7 protein-coding genes and 1 pseudogene are annotated in these 16609 nt (G+C 72.4%); all 8 read left to right on the forward strand.

Annotated elements, in window-relative coordinates:
- The first annotated feature begins 228 nt into the window (after nt 1–228).
- The 8 genes and pseudogenes from ACQZ13_RS19300 to ACQZ13_RS19335 all read left to right on the forward strand — a co-directional run bounded on the left by ACQZ13_RS19300 (nt 229) and on the right by ACQZ13_RS19335 (nt 16606).
- Nucleotides 229–4005, forward strand: a complete 3777-nt coding sequence (locus ACQZ13_RS19300) for a response regulator (RefSeq protein WP_431047205.1) — start codon at nt 229–231, stop codon at nt 4003–4005.
- Between the two features lie 41 nt (nt 4006–4046).
- Nucleotides 4047–5243, forward strand: coding sequence for a response regulator (locus tag ACQZ13_RS19305; protein ID WP_431053300.1), 1197 nt, complete (start codon nt 4047–4049; stop codon nt 5241–5243).
- A complete protein-coding gene (locus ACQZ13_RS19310; protein WP_431047207.1) occupies nt 5243–8563 on the forward strand; it encodes a response regulator in 3321 nt (1106 codons plus the stop codon). The genes ACQZ13_RS19305 and ACQZ13_RS19310 overlap by 1 nt, the downstream gene beginning before the upstream one ends.
- Nucleotides 8560–12342 carry a response regulator gene (locus tag ACQZ13_RS19315; protein WP_431047209.1) on the forward strand — a complete coding sequence of 1261 codons (3783 nt, stop codon included), beginning with the start codon at nt 8560–8562 and terminating at the stop codon, nt 12340–12342. Before ACQZ13_RS19310 ends, ACQZ13_RS19315 begins: the two co-directional genes overlap by 4 nt.
- Nucleotides 12339–12782, forward strand: a pseudogene (locus ACQZ13_RS19320) (response regulator); the annotation flags it as partial. The gene ACQZ13_RS19315 and the pseudogene ACQZ13_RS19320, both read left to right, overlap by 4 nt.
- A gap of 106 nt (nt 12783–12888) precedes the next feature.
- A complete protein-coding gene (locus ACQZ13_RS19325) occupies nt 12889–13953 on the forward strand; it encodes a S1C family serine protease (RefSeq protein WP_431047211.1) in 1065 nt (354 codons plus the stop codon).
- A 55-nt stretch (nt 13954–14008) separates the two neighbouring features.
- On the forward strand, nt 14009–15013 hold the full coding sequence (locus ACQZ13_RS19330; RefSeq protein ID WP_431047213.1) for an LLM class flavin-dependent oxidoreductase: 1005 nt from the start codon (nt 14009–14011) through the stop codon (nt 15011–15013).
- A gap of 156 nt (nt 15014–15169) precedes the next feature.
- Complete coding sequence (locus tag ACQZ13_RS19335; RefSeq protein ID WP_431047215.1) at nt 15170–16606, forward strand: type II secretion system protein; 1437 nt, start codon at nt 15170–15172, stop codon at nt 16604–16606.
- The last annotated feature ends 3 nt before the right edge of the window (nt 16607–16609 follow it).

Here is a 16609-nt window from a genome sequence, read left to right on the forward strand (position 1 = left end):
CCGATGCTAGCCACGACCGGCCTCCGCCCGTGTAGGACGAGCCCTCGTCCGGCGCGCGCCATGCGTGCACCGGACCTGCCGGCCCCGCGGGGTTCTCCTCCCCCTTGACCCGGGCGTATCCGCGGGGCTTGCGCCCCGCGCCGCCGCCCCTACACTGACCCTGCGTTCATCCACCATCGCCCGGCGCACGCACGCCGGGTGTTCCTGGGGGGGAGAAGGATGGGTCGTGTGTCCGACTGGCTCCTGGCGCATCGCCGGGTCGCGTGGCCGCTGGCCGCGGCGGCGGCGCTGTCGCTGGGCATCGCCGCGAGCGAGCTGCACCGCCGTTCGCTCGAGCACGAATTCCAGCGCACCCTCGGCAACGCCGCCCAGCGCGAGGCGCTGGCGCTGCAGGGCCTCACCCTCACCGGCAAGGGCATGGGCGCGGTGGTCCTGGCCGGCCAGCTCAACCCCGCGCTCAAGCTCACCGCCACGCTCACCGACGTCGACCAGGCGCGCCGCACGCGCCCCTCCGCCGACACGCTGGAAGTGCTCGGCAGCAGCGTCGGCGCGCAGCTGGCCTTCGTCGTCAACGCGCAGGGCCGCATCGTCGCCGGCTGGGACGACGAGGGCTCGCCGCCGATCGGCCTGGACGTGGGCTTCCGCCAGTACTTCCGCCAGGCGATGCGCGGCCAGCCCAACGTCTTCGCCGGCATCAGCATCAGCACCGGCCAGCGCGCCTACTGGCTGGCCGCGCCCATCTACCGCCGCCCCGGCCAGGAGGGCGAGATCATCGGCGTGGTGGCCGCCCGCCTCTACGCCGACGCGCTCGACCACTTCCTCGACACCCGCAGCTACGCCGGCGCGCTGCTGGTCTCGCCGTCGGGCGTGGTGCTGGCCGCGAGCCGCGCCGACTGGCGCATGAGCCTGGACGGCGCCGCCACGCCGCGGCGCGCGCAGGCGATCACCGCCGGCGGGCAGTTCGGCAAGCTCTTCGAGGACCCGTCGCGCTCGCACAGCCTGCCCTTCGCGCTGAAGGACGCCGACGTCGAGATCGACGGCGTGCGCCACGCCGTCGCCCGCGCCGACGTGGCCTGGAACGATCCGACCGGCCCCTGGCGCGTGGTGCTGCTGGGCGACCTGGACGCGCTGGAGCCGATGGGCACGCGGGTGGGCATCGCGGCGCTGGTGGCCCTGCTGGCCTTCGGACTGCTGGCCGCCACCCTGCGCAGCCTGGCCCACGGCGCGGCGCGCGACCGCAAGGAGCTCGAACTGCAGGCCCAGCACGGCCAGCTGCAGGCGCTGCTGGCCGAGCGCGAGCGCGCCCAGGACGCCCTGCAGCGGGCCAAGGAGGACGCCGAGGGCGCGACCCGCGCCAAGTCGGATTTCCTGGCCAACATGAGCCACGAGATCCGCACCCCGATGAACGCCATCATCGGCATGTCCCACCTCGCGCTGCAGACCGGGCTGGACGCGCGCCAGCGCAACTACATCGAGAAGGTGCACCGCTCGGCCGAGAACCTGCTCGGCGTGATCGACGACATCCTGGACTTCAGCCGCATCGAGGCCGGCAAGCTCAGCCTGGAATGCGTGCCCTTCCGGATGGAAGACGTGCTCGAGCACCTGGTCAACCTGATCGGCTTCCGCGTCGAGGACAAGGGCCTGGAGCTGCTGCTCAACGTGCCGCCGGACCTGCCCACCGCGCTGATCGGCGATCCGCTGCGCCTGGGCCAGGTCCTGGTGAACCTGGGCAACAACGCCGCCAAGTTCACCGATCACGGCGAGATCATCGTCGGCATCGAGGCGGTGACGCTGACGCCCGCGCAGGCCGCGCAGGCGGCCATCGCCGCCGCCACATCGTCGGCGGCCGATCCGGCGGGCGGGACCTGCGCCCCCGAGGTCGAGCTCCACTTCCAGATCCGCGACAGCGGCATCGGCATGACGCCCGAGCAGCAGGCGCGGCTGTTCCAGAGCTTCAGCCAGGCCGACAGCTCCACCACCCGCAAGTACGGCGGCAGCGGCCTGGGGCTGGCGATCTGCAAGCAGCTGGTGGAGATGATGGGCGGGCGGATCTGGCTGGAGTCCACGCCCGGCGTGGGCTCGACCTTCCACTTCACCGCCCGCTTCGTGCTGCAGTCCGAGGGCTCGGACCTGCCGGCGCGCCGCGCGCTGATGGCGCACGAGCTGTCGCAGCTGCGCACGCTGGTCGTCGACGACAACCGCGCCGCGCGCGAGATCCTGTCCACGCTGGGCGCGAGCTTCGGGCTGGACGTCTCGACCGCCGCCGACGGCGCCGAGGCGGTGCGCGACGCCGAGCGCGCCCAGGCCGACGGCCGCCCCTACGCGCTGGTGCTGATGGACTGGCAGATGCCGGTGCTCGACGGGCTGGAGGCGACGCGCCAGCTCGGCGACGGCCGGCTGCGCCCACCGCCGGCCGTGGTGCTGGTGACCTCTTTCGGCCGCGACGACTCGCTGACCGCGGCGCTGGCCGCCGCCGCTCACTCCGCGGGACAGGCGCAACGTCCGGTGCTGCTGACCAAGCCGGTGACGGCATCGTCGATGCTGGGCGCCATCGGCGAGGCGCTCGGCCACGTCGACCTCCCCGCCCCGGCGGCGCAGCGCCGGCGCGACTCCGCGCGCGAGGCGATGCGCCAGGTCGCCGGCGCCCGGCTGCTGGTGGCCGAGGACAACGAGCTGAACCAGGAACTCGTCACCGCGCTGCTGGAGGACGCCGGCGTCCACGTGACGATCGCGGCCAACGGCCGCATCGCGCTGGACCTGCTGGAGGCCTCGCCCGACGGCTTCGACGGCGTGCTGATGGACTGCCAGATGCCGGTGCTGGACGGCTACGGCGCCACGCGCGCGCTGCGCGCCGTGCCGCGCTGGGCGACCCTGCCCGTCGTCGCGATGACGGCCAACGCGATGAGCGGCGACCGCGAGCGCGTTCTCGAGGCCGGCATGAACGACCACATCGCCAAGCCGCTCAACGTCGACCACCTGTTCGAGATCCTCGCGCGCTGGGTGCACCCGGCCATGCCGGCCTCGGACGTGGCGATGGACACGCGGTCGGGATCGGGCGCCCGCGTGGACACCCGCAGTGGGCCCGATGATCGCGGTGGCAGCGGTGGCAGCGATGGAAGCGACGGACGCAACGGCCGTGCCGGGTCCGGCGAGGCCGGCGCCCCCGTCCCGGCGCTCACGACCGGCTCTCATCAGGGTGCTCATCACGGTCTGCCTCAGATCGCCGGCCTGGACGTGCAAGCGGGGCTCGCGACCGCGGGCGGCCACCTGCCGCTCTACCGCAAGCTGCTGCGCACCTTCCACGACACGCAGACGGGCTTCGCCGCCGATTTCGCCGACGCCGCGGCGGCCGGCGACGCCGTCGCGATGACGCGGCTCGCGCACTCGCTGCGCGGCGCCGCCGGCACGCTGGGGGCGCGGCCGCTGTCGGCCGCCGCTGGAGCGCTCGAACAGGCCTGCGCGCAACGCGCGTCGGCCGCCGAGCGCGAGCCGCTGCTGATCCGCGCGCAGTCCTTGCTGGCGACCTTGATGGTGTCGCTGGGCCGGCACCTGGCGCAGGAAGCCTTGATGCCGGCGTCGCGCCCGTCGTCCGCGATGCCGCCGCAGGCGCCCGCCCTGCCGTCGATGGCCTCCACGCTGGACGACGCCTCGCGCGAGCGCCTGGACGCGCTGCTGGCGAGTCTGACGGCGCTGCTGCGCGACAGCGACTCCGCGGCGACGGACGCCGCGCAGGCGCTGACGGCGATGCTCGACCGTCTGCCGCTGCCGACCGCCCGCGCGCGCATGCTGCGCCGAGCGGCGGATTCGGCGGCGCGATTCGACTTCGACGGCGCGCTGGACTGGCTGCGCGACGACGCGCGTGCCATGGCCGCGGCGACAGCCAGTGCGACAGCCAGTGCGACCGACAGGGCGAACGGCAGAGCGGCCGAGAGTTCCACAGGGAAAGAGAAAGAAAGCGCGACCGAGACCGACCACGATCCCACTTCCTCCGGGAGCTCCGCATGAGCGATCCCTCCATCCCCTTCCCTGCCGCGCCGGCGGCCGCGATGCCCGGCGCCCTCGACGGCCCCGATCCCACCGACGGCGCGACCGTGCTGGTCGTCGACGACACGCCAGACAACCTGATGCTGATGAGCGAGCTGCTGCGCGACCGCTACCGCGTCAAGATCGCCAACCACGGCGAGAAGGCCCTGGCGATCGCGGGCGTCGCGCCCCGGCCCGACCTGATCCTGCTGGACGTCATGATGCCCGGGCTGGACGGCCACGACGTCTGCCGGCGCCTGAAGGCCGACCCGGCCACCGCCGACGTGCCGGTGATCTTCCTGACCGCGAAGTCCGACGTGGCCGACGAGACCCGCGGGCTGTCGCTGGGCGCGGTCGACTACATCACCAAACCGATCAGCCCGCCCATCGTGATGGCGCGCGTGCGCACCCACCTGCGGCTCAAGGCCAGCGCCGATTTCCTGCGCGACAAGGCGGCCTACCTCGAAGCCGAGGTGGCCCGACGCAGCGAGGAACTGGCCGCCATCCAGGACGTCACCATCCAGGCGATGGCCTCGCTGGCGGAGACCCGCGACAGCGACACCGGCAACCACATCCGCCGCACGCAGCACTACGTGCGCGCGCTGGCCGAGGCGCTGCGCGAGCACCCGCGCTGCGCCGAGCTGCGCCGGCCCGGCGTGATCGCCACGCTGTTCAAGTCGGCGCCGCTGCACGACATCGGCAAGATCGGCATCCCGGACCGCATCCTGCTCAAGCCGGGGAAATTCACGCCGGACGAGTTCGAGATCATGAAGTCCCATCCGGCGCTGGGACGCGACGCCATCGAGCAGGCCGAATCGGTGCTGGGCACGCCGGTGGCCTTCCTGTCCACCGCCAAGGACATCGCCTACTGCCACCAGGAGAAGTGGGACGGCTCCGGCTACCCGCAGGGCCTGCGCGGCGAGGACATCCCGCTGTCGGCGCGGCTGATGGCGTTGGCCGACGTCTACGACGCGCTGATCAGCCGCCGCGTCTACAAGGACGGCATGTCGCACGAGCAGGCCGCGGCCATCATCGTCCAGGGCGCGGGCTCGCACTTCGATCCCGACGTCGTCGAGGCCTTCCAGCGCATCCAGCCCGAGTTCCAGGCGATCGCCCGGCGCTTCGCCGACGACGACGCCGCGCTCGCGCGCAAGCGCGCCTGGATGGAAACGGTCAGCCCGCCGGATCTCACGCCGATCGACGTCCACCGGAGCCGCTGATGCCGACCACGCCGGATCCGGACAGCCCGGGGCGGCGCGACCGGCCGGCCGTCGCGTGGACGATCGCCGTCGTCCTCGCGGCGGCCGCGGGCGGCGCGCTGAGCGCCGCGCAGCGCTGGTACTTCGAGACCGACCTGCACCGCGCGCTGCAGGCGGCCACCGACCGGGAGGCCGTCTCGCTGGTGCAGCGCACGCTGACGGGCAACGACATGGGCGCCATCGAACTCAGCGGCCTGATCGATCCGCTGGCCAAGACCATGACGCTGGAGACCGACCCGGAACGGGCGAAGCTGGTGCGCCCCGGCGAGGCCCACCTGGGGGCGATCGCCGCGACCATGGGCGGCGACGGCGTGTTCGTGCTCAACCGCGACGGCGTCGTGGTGGCGGAGTGGGAGGCGCCCGACGCGCCCCGCGCCCTCGGCCGCGACCTGTCCGCGCGGCCCTATGTCCAGCAGGCCTTGAAGGGCCGATCGTCGATCCACGTGGGGCTGGACGGTCCCGATCCGGCCCGGCGGCAGCGCGCCGTGATCTTCAGCGCGCCGGTCTTCAGCAACCGCGAGTCGACCGGCGCCGTCATCGGCGCGATGGCGATGCGCAAGCCCGCGGCGTTGCTGGACCGCTTCTTCGCCGCCCGCGCGCGCGGGGATGCGCTGCTGGTCTCCCCGCGCGGAGTGGTGTTCGCGGCCAGCCGGCCGGAATGGGAAATGAAGGAGATGAAGGCGATCCAGGCGACGCTGTCCCCCGGTCCCGTCGACGGCACGGTGGTCGAGGTCGACGGCCGGCGCCTGGCCGCGGCCGCGGCGCGCATCGACTGGAACGATCCCGACGGCGCCTGGCGCCTGGTGCTGCTGGAGGACCTGTCCGGCGCGATGGGCGCGCGCCATCAGCTGGGGGTGGCGGCGCTGACCGCGGCGGTGCTGCTGGGCGGCTACGCGCTGATGCGGGTGATGGCCGTCCACCGCCGGCACCGCGTGCGCAACGCCGCCGAGATCGCGGCGCGCGGCGACCAGTTCCGCACCATCATGCGCACCTCGCCGGTCGGTTTCTGCGTGATCGTCAACGACCGGCTCGAGTTCGTGAACCCGGTGCTGGCCGAGCAGCTGGGCACCGCGCTGTACGAGTCCTGGCCGCACCGCTACGCCGACGACGCCAGCCGCGTGCTGGTCGACGCGGTGCTGCGCGAGCGCCGCCGCACCAACGACGTCGAGGTCGCCCTGATCGGCGCGCGCGGCGAGACGCGCGCCTATGTGCTGTCGTCGCTGCCCATCGACTACGAAGGCGACAAGCCGGCCGTGGTGCTGTGGCTGGTCGACATCACCCGGCGCCAGGACGCCGCGCGCGAGGCGCGACTGGCCATGGAGGCGGCCAACGACGCGGCCCGCGCCAAGTCCAGCTTCCTGGCCGGGATGAGCCACGAGATCCGCTCGCCGATGAACGTGATCGTCGGCATGTCCGACCTGGCGCTGCAGACCGGCCTGGACGCGCGCCAGCGCAACTACATCGAGAAGGTGAACGGCGCGGCGCTCAGCCTGCTGGACCTGATCGACGACATCCTGGACTTCAGCAGCATCGAGTCCGGCCGCATCGAACTCGATCGCGTGCCCTTCCAGCTCGACCAGGTGCTGGAGCGCCTCATCGACCTGATCGGCCTGCGCGCCGAGGACAAGGGCGTGGAACTGCTGATCCACCGCCCCGCCGACGTCCCCAACGCGCTGATCGGCGACCCCATGCGGCTCGGGCAGGTGCTGATCAACCTGGGCGCCAACGCCGTGAAGTTCACGCAGAACGGCGAGGTCATCGTGGCCGTCGAATGCGTGCCGGCGGAGGGTCGGCCGTGGCATGACGGGCATGACGGGCATGACGGGCATGACGAGGGCGGCGGGGATGGCGGGGATGGCGGGGATCGCGACCAGGACGCGGTCACCCTGCGGTTCAGCGTCACCGATTCGGGCATCGGCATGACGCCGGAGACGATCTCGCGGCTGTTCCACAGCTTCAACCAGGCCGACACCTCGACGACGCGCCAGTACGGCGGCAGCGGCCTGGGCCTGGCGGTCAGCCGCCAGCTGGTCGAGATGATGGGCGGCCGCATCCAGGTGACGTCGCGCCCCGGCGAGGGATCGACCTTCTCCTTCACCGTGCGGCTGGGCCTGCGCCAGGGCGCCCGCGCGGCGGCCCAACCGGTCTCCGCGGCGGTGGCCGACCTGTCGCGGCTGCGCGTGCTGGTGGCCGACGACAACCGCGCGGCCCGGGAGATCCTGGGCGCGCTGTGCGCGGGCTTCGGCATGCGCGTGGACACGGCCGTCAACGGCGCCAACGCGGCGCAGTGCGTGCTGGAGGGCGAAGCCGAGAAGCGCCCCTACGACCTGGTGCTGATGGACTGGCAGATGCCCATCCTGAACGGGCTGGAGGCGACGCGGCTGATCGCGGCCGGCCGGCTCGCGTCGCCGCCGGCGATCCTGCTGGTCACGGCCTTCGGGCGCGATCCCACGCTCGCCGCCGCGCTGGCCGAGGCGGATCCGCGCCACCGGCCGCGGCTGCTGAGCAAGCCCGTCACGGCCTCCACGCTGCTGTCGGCGATCGGCGAGGCGACGGGTCAGGCGCTGGTCCCCACGCTCGCCGCGCCCCAGCACGGCGGCACCACGCGCGCCGCGATGGCGCGGCTCACCGGCACGCGGCTGCTGGTGGTCGACGACGACCCCATCAGCCGGGAACTCAGCGCCGAACTGCTGCGCGCCGCCGGGCTGGACGTGACGACCGTGCCGGACGGCGCGACCGCGCTCGACCTGCTGGCGCGCGAGGAGGCCGGCATCGACGCGGTGCTGATGGACTGCCAGATGCCGGTGATGGACGGCTACGAGACGGCGCGGCGGGTGCGCCAGGATCCGCGCTGGCGGGACCTGCCCATCCTCGCGCTGACCGCCAGCGCGACGCTGGAGGCGCGCGAACGCATCCTGGCCGCCGGCATGAACGGCTGCCTGAGCAAGCCGCTGAGCGTGAACCGGCTCTTCGAGGCGCTGGCGCGCTTCTCGTGCGGCGGGTCGGCCGAACCCGCGGCCGCAGGGACCGGCGTTGCCGAGGGGGGCGATGCCCTGGACGAACTGCTCGCGCGCCTGACGCAGTCGCTGCAGGACAGCGACGCGGTCGCTGTCGAGCTCGGCCACGCGCTGGCGCAGGCGCTGGATCGTCGGCCGCCGCCGCCCGCCCGGTGCCAACTGCTGCGCCGCGTTGCCGCGGCGGCCTCGGGGTTCCGCTTCGAGGAGGCGCTGGCGCTGCTGAGCTGGGACGCCGGCGCGTCGGTCGGAGGGCCCCCGGCATGATCCGCGTGGCCACCTTGCTGACACGCCATGCGGCGACCGCCTGGATCGTCGCGGGCGTGCTGTCGCTGCTGGTCGGCGCCCTGGTCGCCGAGGAGAGCCGGGTGCTGCTCGACCAGCGCTTCCGCGCACGCATGGCGACCGCCATCGACCGGGAGGTCCTGCTGTTCCACGGCCTCACGCAGGAGAGCAAGGCGACGGGCGCGCTGCGGCTGGCGGGACGCCTGGACCCGGACATCAAGTCCGCGGCCCTGCAGACCGACCTCCAGGTCGCGCTGCGCATGCGGCCGGCCGCCGATGCGCTGGCGTCGATGAACGACCAGCTCGGCGCGGATGTCACCTTCGTGGCCAATCGCAACGGCGTGATCGTCGGGGAATGGAACCGCGGCCTGCAGCGCTCGCCCATGGGACAGGACGTCAGCCACCGCGAGTACTTCCGCGAAGCCATGGCGGGCCGGACCTCCGTCACCATGGCCGTCAGCCAGTCGACCTCGCGCCGGGCGATCTTCCTGAGCGCGCCGGTGTACCGGGACATCGAGGCGCGCGGCGCCGTCATCGGCCTGGTCGCGACGCAGTTCTACGGACCTTCGCTTGACCGTTTCCTGACCGCCCGCGCGGACATGACCTCGTTCATCCTGTCCCCCGAAGGCGTGGTGATGGTGTCCACGCGGCCCGAGTGGTCGCTGTCGCTGGCGGGGCCCGCCTCGCCCGAGCGCAGCCGGCGGCTCGCCCAGGGCCTGCGCTACGGCCACCAGTTCGACGATCCGGGCCGCACGCCGATCCTGCCCTTCGATCCCGACGCCGCCGACGCGACGATCGACGGACGCCCGCACGCGCTGGTGTCGCGCGACCTGGGCTGGCGCGACACGGTCGGTCCGTGGCGGATGATCGTCGTGGCCGACCTCTCGAACGCGCTCAGCCGGCCGGCCGAGGCGGCCATCGGCCTGGCGGCCGCGCTGCTGTGCTTCGCCGCGCTCGCCGTGCTGCTGCGCAGCCTCGCGCTGCGCGCCGCGCGGCACGCGCAGGAGACGGCCCTGCTGCGCCAGGGCGAGCGCTTCATGGCGATGATCGAGCTCACGCCCACCGGCATCGGGCTGATCTCCGACGGCGTGGTGAGCATCGCCAATCCGGCCCTGCGTCGCCTGGTCGACGTCGAGATCGGCCGCCCCTGGCCCGACGTCTACGCGGACGAGGCCAGCCGCGCGCGCGCCGCGGCCCTGCTGGCGAGCAACGGCACCGGCAGCGACGTCGAGCTGCAGGTCCTCGACCCCCGTGGCGCGCAGCACGCCTGCGTGGCGGCTTTCCTGCCGGTGGACTTCGGCCGCTCGGGCATGCTGATCTGGCTGATGGACCAGACCGACCGCCTGGCCGCCGAGCACGAGATCCGCGTCGCGCGCGAATCCGCCGAGGCCACCACGCGCGCCAAGGGCGACTTCTTCGCCAACATGAGCCACGAGCTGCGCACCCCGATGAACGCGATCATCGGCATGTCCGAGCTGGCGCTGCAGACCGAGCTCGACGCGCGCCAGCGCAACTACGTGGACAAGACCTGCCGCGCCGCGGAGACCCTGCTCGGCGTGATCGACGACATCCTGGACTTCAGCCGCATCGAGGCCGGCCGGCTCGCCCTGGAGCACATCCCGTTCGAGCTCGACGAGGTGCTCGCGCACCTGGTGCAGGTGGTGGGCCTGGGACTGGAGGAGAAAGGCGTGGAGCTGCTGCTGAGCGTCCCGGCCGGGCTGCCGCGCACGCTGGTCGGCGATCCCTTCCGGCTCGGCCAGGTGCTGGCCCACGTCGGCAAGCACGCCGCGCGCCGCAGCGAGCAGGACGAGGTCGTCGTGGCCGTGTCGGCGGTGACGGAGGACCTTCCGCCGTCACCAGCGCCGTCGGGATCGGGACCGGGACCGGGACCGGAAGAGACGATCCTGCTGCGCTTCAGCATCCGCGACAGCGGCCCCGCGCTGTCGCCGCAGGAGCTGGCGCGCCTGGGACGGCGCTCCGCGCAGGCCGATGCGGACACGCCCGACCGCGGCGACCTGGCGCTGGCCGTGTGCCGGATGCTGGTGGAGATGATGGGCGGCACCTTGCGCGTGGACTCCATGCCCGGGTCCGGCCTGACGCTGCACTTCACGGCGCGACTGGGCGTGGTCCCGGACGGCGATGACGACCAGGACCTCGACGGGGCCCATGGGCGCGGCCGGGCGCGGCTGCGCGGCCGGGTGCTGATCGTCGACGACAACCGCGTCGCCCGCGAGGTGCTGGCCGCGCTCTGCCAGGGCCTGGGCCTGCAGGTCGAACAGGCCTCGAACGGCGCCCGGGCGCTGCGGGCGGTGCAGGCCGCGGCCCGGGAGCACCGCGCGTTCGACTGGGTGCTGATGGACTGGCAGATGCCCGAGATGGACGGCCTGACCGCGGCGCGCCGCCTGTCCGAGGAGGCGTCGCCGATGCCGCGCATCGTCATGGTGACCGCCTTCGGCAACGACGACGGGCTGTACGAGGCGATGGCGGAGCTGCCCGGCGGCCAGCCGCTGCCGGTGCTGGCCAAGCCGGTGACGGCGCTCACGCTGCGCGGCGCGCTGGGCGGGTCGGCGTCGGCCCATGCCGGCGCCGACCCCGGCGCGCGGCGCGCCGCGACCAGGACCGCGATGCAGGCGCTGGCGGGCGCGCGGCTGCTGGTGGTGGAGGACAACCAGGTCAACCAGGAGCTGGCCGAGGAGCTGCTGACGAAGGCCGGCATCGTCGTGACCATCGCCGGCAACGGCGCGATCGCGCTGGAACTGCTGCAGCAGGCGCCCGACGGTTTCGACGGCGTGCTGATGGATTGCCAGATGCCGGTGATGGACGGCTACGACGCCACGCGCAGCCTGCGCCAGGACCCGCGCTGGCACGACCTGCCCGTCATCGCGCTCACAGCCAACGCCACCGGCGCCGACCGCGCGCGCATCCTGGCCACCGGCATGAACGACCACATCGCCAAGCCGCTCAATGTCGACACCTTGTTCGAGGTGCTGTCGCGCTGGGTCCACCCGGTGGAGGGTGCGGCCGTGCCCGCCGGCGCCGCGCCCGCCCGGGCGCGACCGGCGACCTCGCCGGCGCTGCCCGTGGTCGACGGCCTCGAGTCGCGCGCCGGCCTGGCCACCGCCGCCAACAACGCCGGGCTGTACCTGCGCCTGCTCAGGATCTTCCTGCATTCCCAGCAGGACACCGGCGCGCGGCTGGACCAGGCGGCCGCGTCGGACGATGCGCACGCGCTGGAGCAGATCGCCCACTCGCTGCGGGGCTCGTCCGCCACGATAGGCGCGCTGCCCCTGAGCCAGGCCGCCGCCGCATTGGAGAGCGCCTGCCGCACGGGCGACCACGGCGCGACGCCGGCGGCGCAGCGCCGGGAGCTGGCGCAGGCCGTGCGCGTCGCGCTGGACCGGCTGTTGCATGCGCTGGGGCAGACGCTCTCGGACGGCAGCGCGCCGGCGATGCCGGGTCCGCTGCACGACGCGTCGCGGCCGGCGGGCATCCCGGGGCTCGAGGAACGCCTGATCCAGTTGCGCCGGCAGTTGACCGAACACGACGGCGCGGCGGTGGACACCGCCGAGCGGCTCAAGGAAGAGATCGGACGGGGCGGCCACGGCCTCGACGAACGGCGCGCAGCCGCACTGCGCGAGGTCCTGGAGGCCGCCGCGCGATTCGACTTCGACGTCGCGCGCCGCGGCCTGGACGACGATGCGGCCAGGGGCGGCGAACCGCCCTCGCCCGGCGTCCGATCGATGGAGGAACCCTCACCATGAGCATCTCGAACGGAGACCCGCGTCCGACGATCCTGATCGTGGACGATTCGCCCGAGGTCCTGTCGCAGCTCTACGAGCTGCTCAAGGAGCGGCACCGCGTCAAGGTGGCGACCACCGGCGACCGCGCGCTGCGCATCGCGGCCGAGGCGCCGCGGCCCGACCTCATCCTGCTGGACGTGCTGATGCCCAACATGGACGGCTACGAACTCTGCCGCTGGCTCAAGGCGGACGCGGCCACGCGCGACATCCCGGTGCTCTTCCTCACCGCGCGCTCGGATCCCGCGGACGAGAGCCACGGCCTGTCGGTGGGCGCGGTGGACTACATCACCAAGCCGATCAGCCCGCCCATCCTGCTCGCGCGCGTGCGCACGCACCTGCAGCTCAAGGCCACCGCGGACCTGCTGCGCGAACGCGCCGCCCACCTCGAAGCCGAGATCGCGCGGTGGGCAGGGGGCAACCCCGACTGAGGCAGCCCCGCTTTGGGCGCGTCAGCCGGGGTTGTCCAGCTCTCATAATCGACTTGTGTCCTCCGCTTCCGTTCTTGTCATGCATCTGCGGCTTCTCTGCATCGTCTTGATCGGCCTGCTCGTCCTGTCGGGCAACACCTGGCCCCAGCCGCGGCCGGTCACGCCGCGCGGGCCGCTGGATGCCCAGGAGCAGAACAACATCGCGGTGTTCCGCAAGCTGTCGCCGTCGGTGGTGCACATCACCACGCTGGCGCAGCAGCGCGACTTCTTCTCGCGCAACGTGACCGAGGTGCCCAGCGGCACCGGCAGCGGCTTCCTGTGGGACGACCAGGGCCACATCGTCACCAACTACCACGTGATCCGCGGCGCGTCGGCGGCCAAGGTGACGCTGTCGGACCAGAGCGCGTACGACGCGAAACTCGTCGGCGTCGACCCGGACCGCGACCTGGCCGTGCTGCGCATCGCCGCGCCGCGCGAGAAGCTCGCCCCCGTCCCCATGGGCAGCAGCCGCGACCTGCTGGTCGGGCAGACGGTGTATGCGATCGGCAACCCGTTCGGGCTGGACCAGACGCTCACGCGCGGCATCGTGTCCGCGCTGAACCGCGAGATCGAGTCGATGACCCAGCGCACGATCCGCGGCGCGATCCAGACCGACGCGGCGATCAATCCCGGCAACTCGGGCGGTCCGCTGCTGGACTCGGCGGGCCGGCTGATCGGCGTCAACACGTCGATCTTCAGCCCCAGCGGCGGCAGCAACGGCATCGGCTTCGCGATCCCGGCCGACGAGGTGAACCGCGTCGTGCCGCAGCTGATCCAGCACGGCCGCGTGATCCGCCCGGCGCTCGGGCTGACCGCCGGCAGCGAACAGCTGCGCCAGGTCCTGCGCCTGCCCAAGGGCGTGGTGCTGATCGGCCTGCAGGCCGGCGGTGGCGCCCAGCGCGCGGGGCTGCAGCCCTTCCTGCGCGGACGCGACGGCCGCGTCGTGGGCGGCGACGTCATCACCGCCGTCAACGGCAAGCCGGTGGCCGACCTGGATGACCTGCTGGGCGAACTCGAGGAGCGCCAGGTCGGCGACAAGGTCACGCTGACCGTCTGGAACGGCGGCAAGACCCGGCAGGTCCAGGCCCCGCTCACCAGCGATTGAGGGGATTAACCCTCCCGGGACCCCGGTCCGGACGTCGCCCCTAGACTCCGCGCCCATGCAACCCCGACTTTCGATCCTCGACCTCGCCTTCATCGTCGAAGGCGGTTCCGCCGCGCAGGCGCTCCATGACAGCGTCGCGCTGGCGCAGCACGCCGAACGGCTGGGCTACACCCGCTACTGGGTGGCCGAACACCACAACATGGACGGCGTCGCCTCGTCGGCGACGGCGGTGCTGATCGGCCAGATCGCCGGCGCGACCTCGACGATCCGGGTCGGGTCCGGCGGGATCATGCTGCCCAACCACGCCCCGCTGACGATCGCCGAGCAGTTCGGCACGCTGGCCACGCTGTTCCCCGGCCGCATCGACCTGGGACTGGGTCGCGCGCCGGGCACCGACGGTCCGACGATGCGCGCGCTGCGCCGCCACCTGGCGACGGCGCACGAGGACCGCTTCCCCGAGGACGTGCTGGAGCTGATCAGCTACCTCGCTCCCGAGCAGGAGGGTCAGGTCGTGCGCGCCGTGCCCGGCCAGGGCACCGAGGTGCCGGTCTGGCTGCTGGGATCGAGCCTGTACGGCGCGCAGCTGGCGGCCTACCTGGGCCTGCCGTTCGCGTTCGCCTCGCATTTCGCACCGGCCATGCTGATGCAGGCGCTGGAGATGTACCGCGCCCAGTACCGCCCCAGCGCGCGTCACCCGCAGCCGTACGCGGCGGTCGGGCTGAACGTCGTCGTGGCCGATACCGACGCGCAGGCGCAGCGCCTGTTCACCTCGATCCAGCAGCGTTTCCTGGGCATGCAGCGCGGCCAGCGCGGTCTGCTGCCCCGGCCGATCGACAGCATGGACGTGCTGTGGACCGCCGGCGAGAAGCTGGGGGTGGAGCGCATGCTGTCCGAATCCATCGTCGGCTCGCCGCGCACCGTGCGCGAGGGCCTGCGCGAGACCGCCGAGCGCACCGGCGCCGACGAGTTCATCGTCGCCTGCGCCGTGCACGATGCGGCCGCACGGCGGCGCTCGTACGAACTGCTGGCGGGGATCGCCGCGGGGTCGGACGCCGGCTGACGTCGGCACGCTTCCGGCGCATCGCGGTGATGGCGATGCGGCAGCGCATGACGCACTCAGGTCAGGCCAGGCGCAAGGCCAGTCAAGTTCTCGGATTGGCTCGGACGACATGCTTTGGGAGGATGTCCTCCTTCACGTCTCCGGAGTCTCGACTGCATGTCCGTCCGCGTTCCTCATTGCGCCACCGCCTCGCCGCGGCGGCAGGCAGGCTTCGGCCTGCTCGAAGCGTCGATCTCAGTGGTGCTGCTCGGCATAACCTCACTCGCCGCATTGCAGTTCAGACAGTTCGAGCAGTCCGTCGACAGCGGGCGCCAGGCGGGCCTGACACTCGCCGCCCTGGGCGAAGGGGCGCAAAGTTTTGCCCGGGATCACAGCGACAAGCTCTGGAAGATCCGGAATAACGCGTCTTGCGAACAGATTCTGCTGACCCGTTCGCCCGCGACCGCGACGCCGGTGTCCGACAAGTGCGCGCTGACGAACAGTGCGGGCACACGAGTGGCCGTCAATGCGTTCCAGCCGACGATCCAGGAACTGAAAGACCTCGGCTACGTCCACTTCGACGACCGTCTGCCGTTCCCTCACGGCAAGGATCTCATCGATGGCCGCACCGGCAAGTCGGCAGAGGCGCGCTGGGCCATCTCGATCCGCTGCAGCAACTGCGGCAACGCGTCCGCGCCGTCCCTCGCAGCAGGCGCCGTGCCGGCACTGGAGGTCATGCTGTACAACACCCAGCCGTTCTTCCCGCATGACGCGCGGCCTTTCAGCTCATCGGCGCAACTGAAGGCGGCGATGCAGGCGCTGGGGCCCGGAGGCCTCGTTTCACTGCCGCACGAGTCGCCGCAGGCGGCGAAAAAACTCAGAGGCCGGGCCGGGCTCGACGTGCTCAACCCGCTCCCGGGACTCGATCCGGGAACGGGCACGCCGGGCGTGCTGGCATCGATGCAGCTGGTGCATCTGGACGCCAAACTGGTCAGCGCCCAAGGTCAGGGTCAGGGTCAGGGTCAGGGTCAAGGTCAGGGTCGGGACTGCGACCCCAAAGGGGAATTCATGTGCCGCGATGGTTCGGCGCGCCCCTCCGGACGGTGGGACTTCAATCGCCAGGACCTCGTCAATGTGGAAAAGCTGGGCGTGCGCGGCGAGGCCGTCATGGAAGGAAACGTGCGTCTCCATAAGAGCTTGACCGTCGGCTCCGCGCCGGATCCCTCGTTGCCCCCACAGCCGCCGTCCAACGTTTTCCTGCATCACAGCGATCTCACGCTGGATCACGGCCGGCTGGTGGTCCAGGGCGGTTACGGGGACTTCGGCAGCCGTCAAACCAACTCGTACCTTGGCGGCATCCGGCTGCCGACGACCAAGCAGCCCGGATCAGCCTGCAACACGACGGGGAGCGACCCCGCCCGATACGGTGGCAATCTGGCGCTGTACTACACCGGTACGTCAGTCCAGGTGATGGTGTGTCGTCCGATGGCCGGTCACGCGATGAGGCAGAACAGCACACCGTTTGACTACCCCGGCATCTGGACGCTACCGGGTGATTCGCGCCCCGATGCCGTGGTCGGCGGTGGCATGCATGGACGCCTGCCCGGCCTCTGAGCC

The sequence above is a fragment of the Roseateles sp. L2-2 genome, assembly GCF_050613215.1.
Lineage (GTDB): Bacteria > Pseudomonadota > Gammaproteobacteria > Burkholderiales > Burkholderiaceae_C > Roseateles > Roseateles noduli.

Bases quoted from the DNA above. Each gene is read 5' to 3' on its own strand.
- ACQZ13_RS19305 (WP_431053300.1), top strand. From the start codon at position 4,047: ATGCCCGGCGCCCTCGACGGCCCCGATCCCACCGACGGCGCGACCGTG.
- ACQZ13_RS19310 (WP_431047207.1), top strand. From the start codon at position 5,243: ATGCCGACCACGCCGGATCCGGACAGCCCGGGGCGGCGCGACCGGCCG.
- ACQZ13_RS19315 (WP_431047209.1), top strand. From the start codon at position 8,560: ATGATCCGCGTGGCCACCTTGCTGACACGCCATGCGGCGACCGCCTGG.
- ACQZ13_RS19325 (WP_431047211.1), top strand. From the start codon at position 12,889: ATGCATCTGCGGCTTCTCTGCATCGTCTTGATCGGCCTGCTCGTCCTG.
- ACQZ13_RS19330 (WP_431047213.1), top strand. From the start codon at position 14,009: ATGCAACCCCGACTTTCGATCCTCGACCTCGCCTTCATCGTCGAAGGC.
- ACQZ13_RS19335 (WP_431047215.1), top strand. From the start codon at position 15,170: ATGTCCGTCCGCGTTCCTCATTGCGCCACCGCCTCGCCGCGGCGGCAG.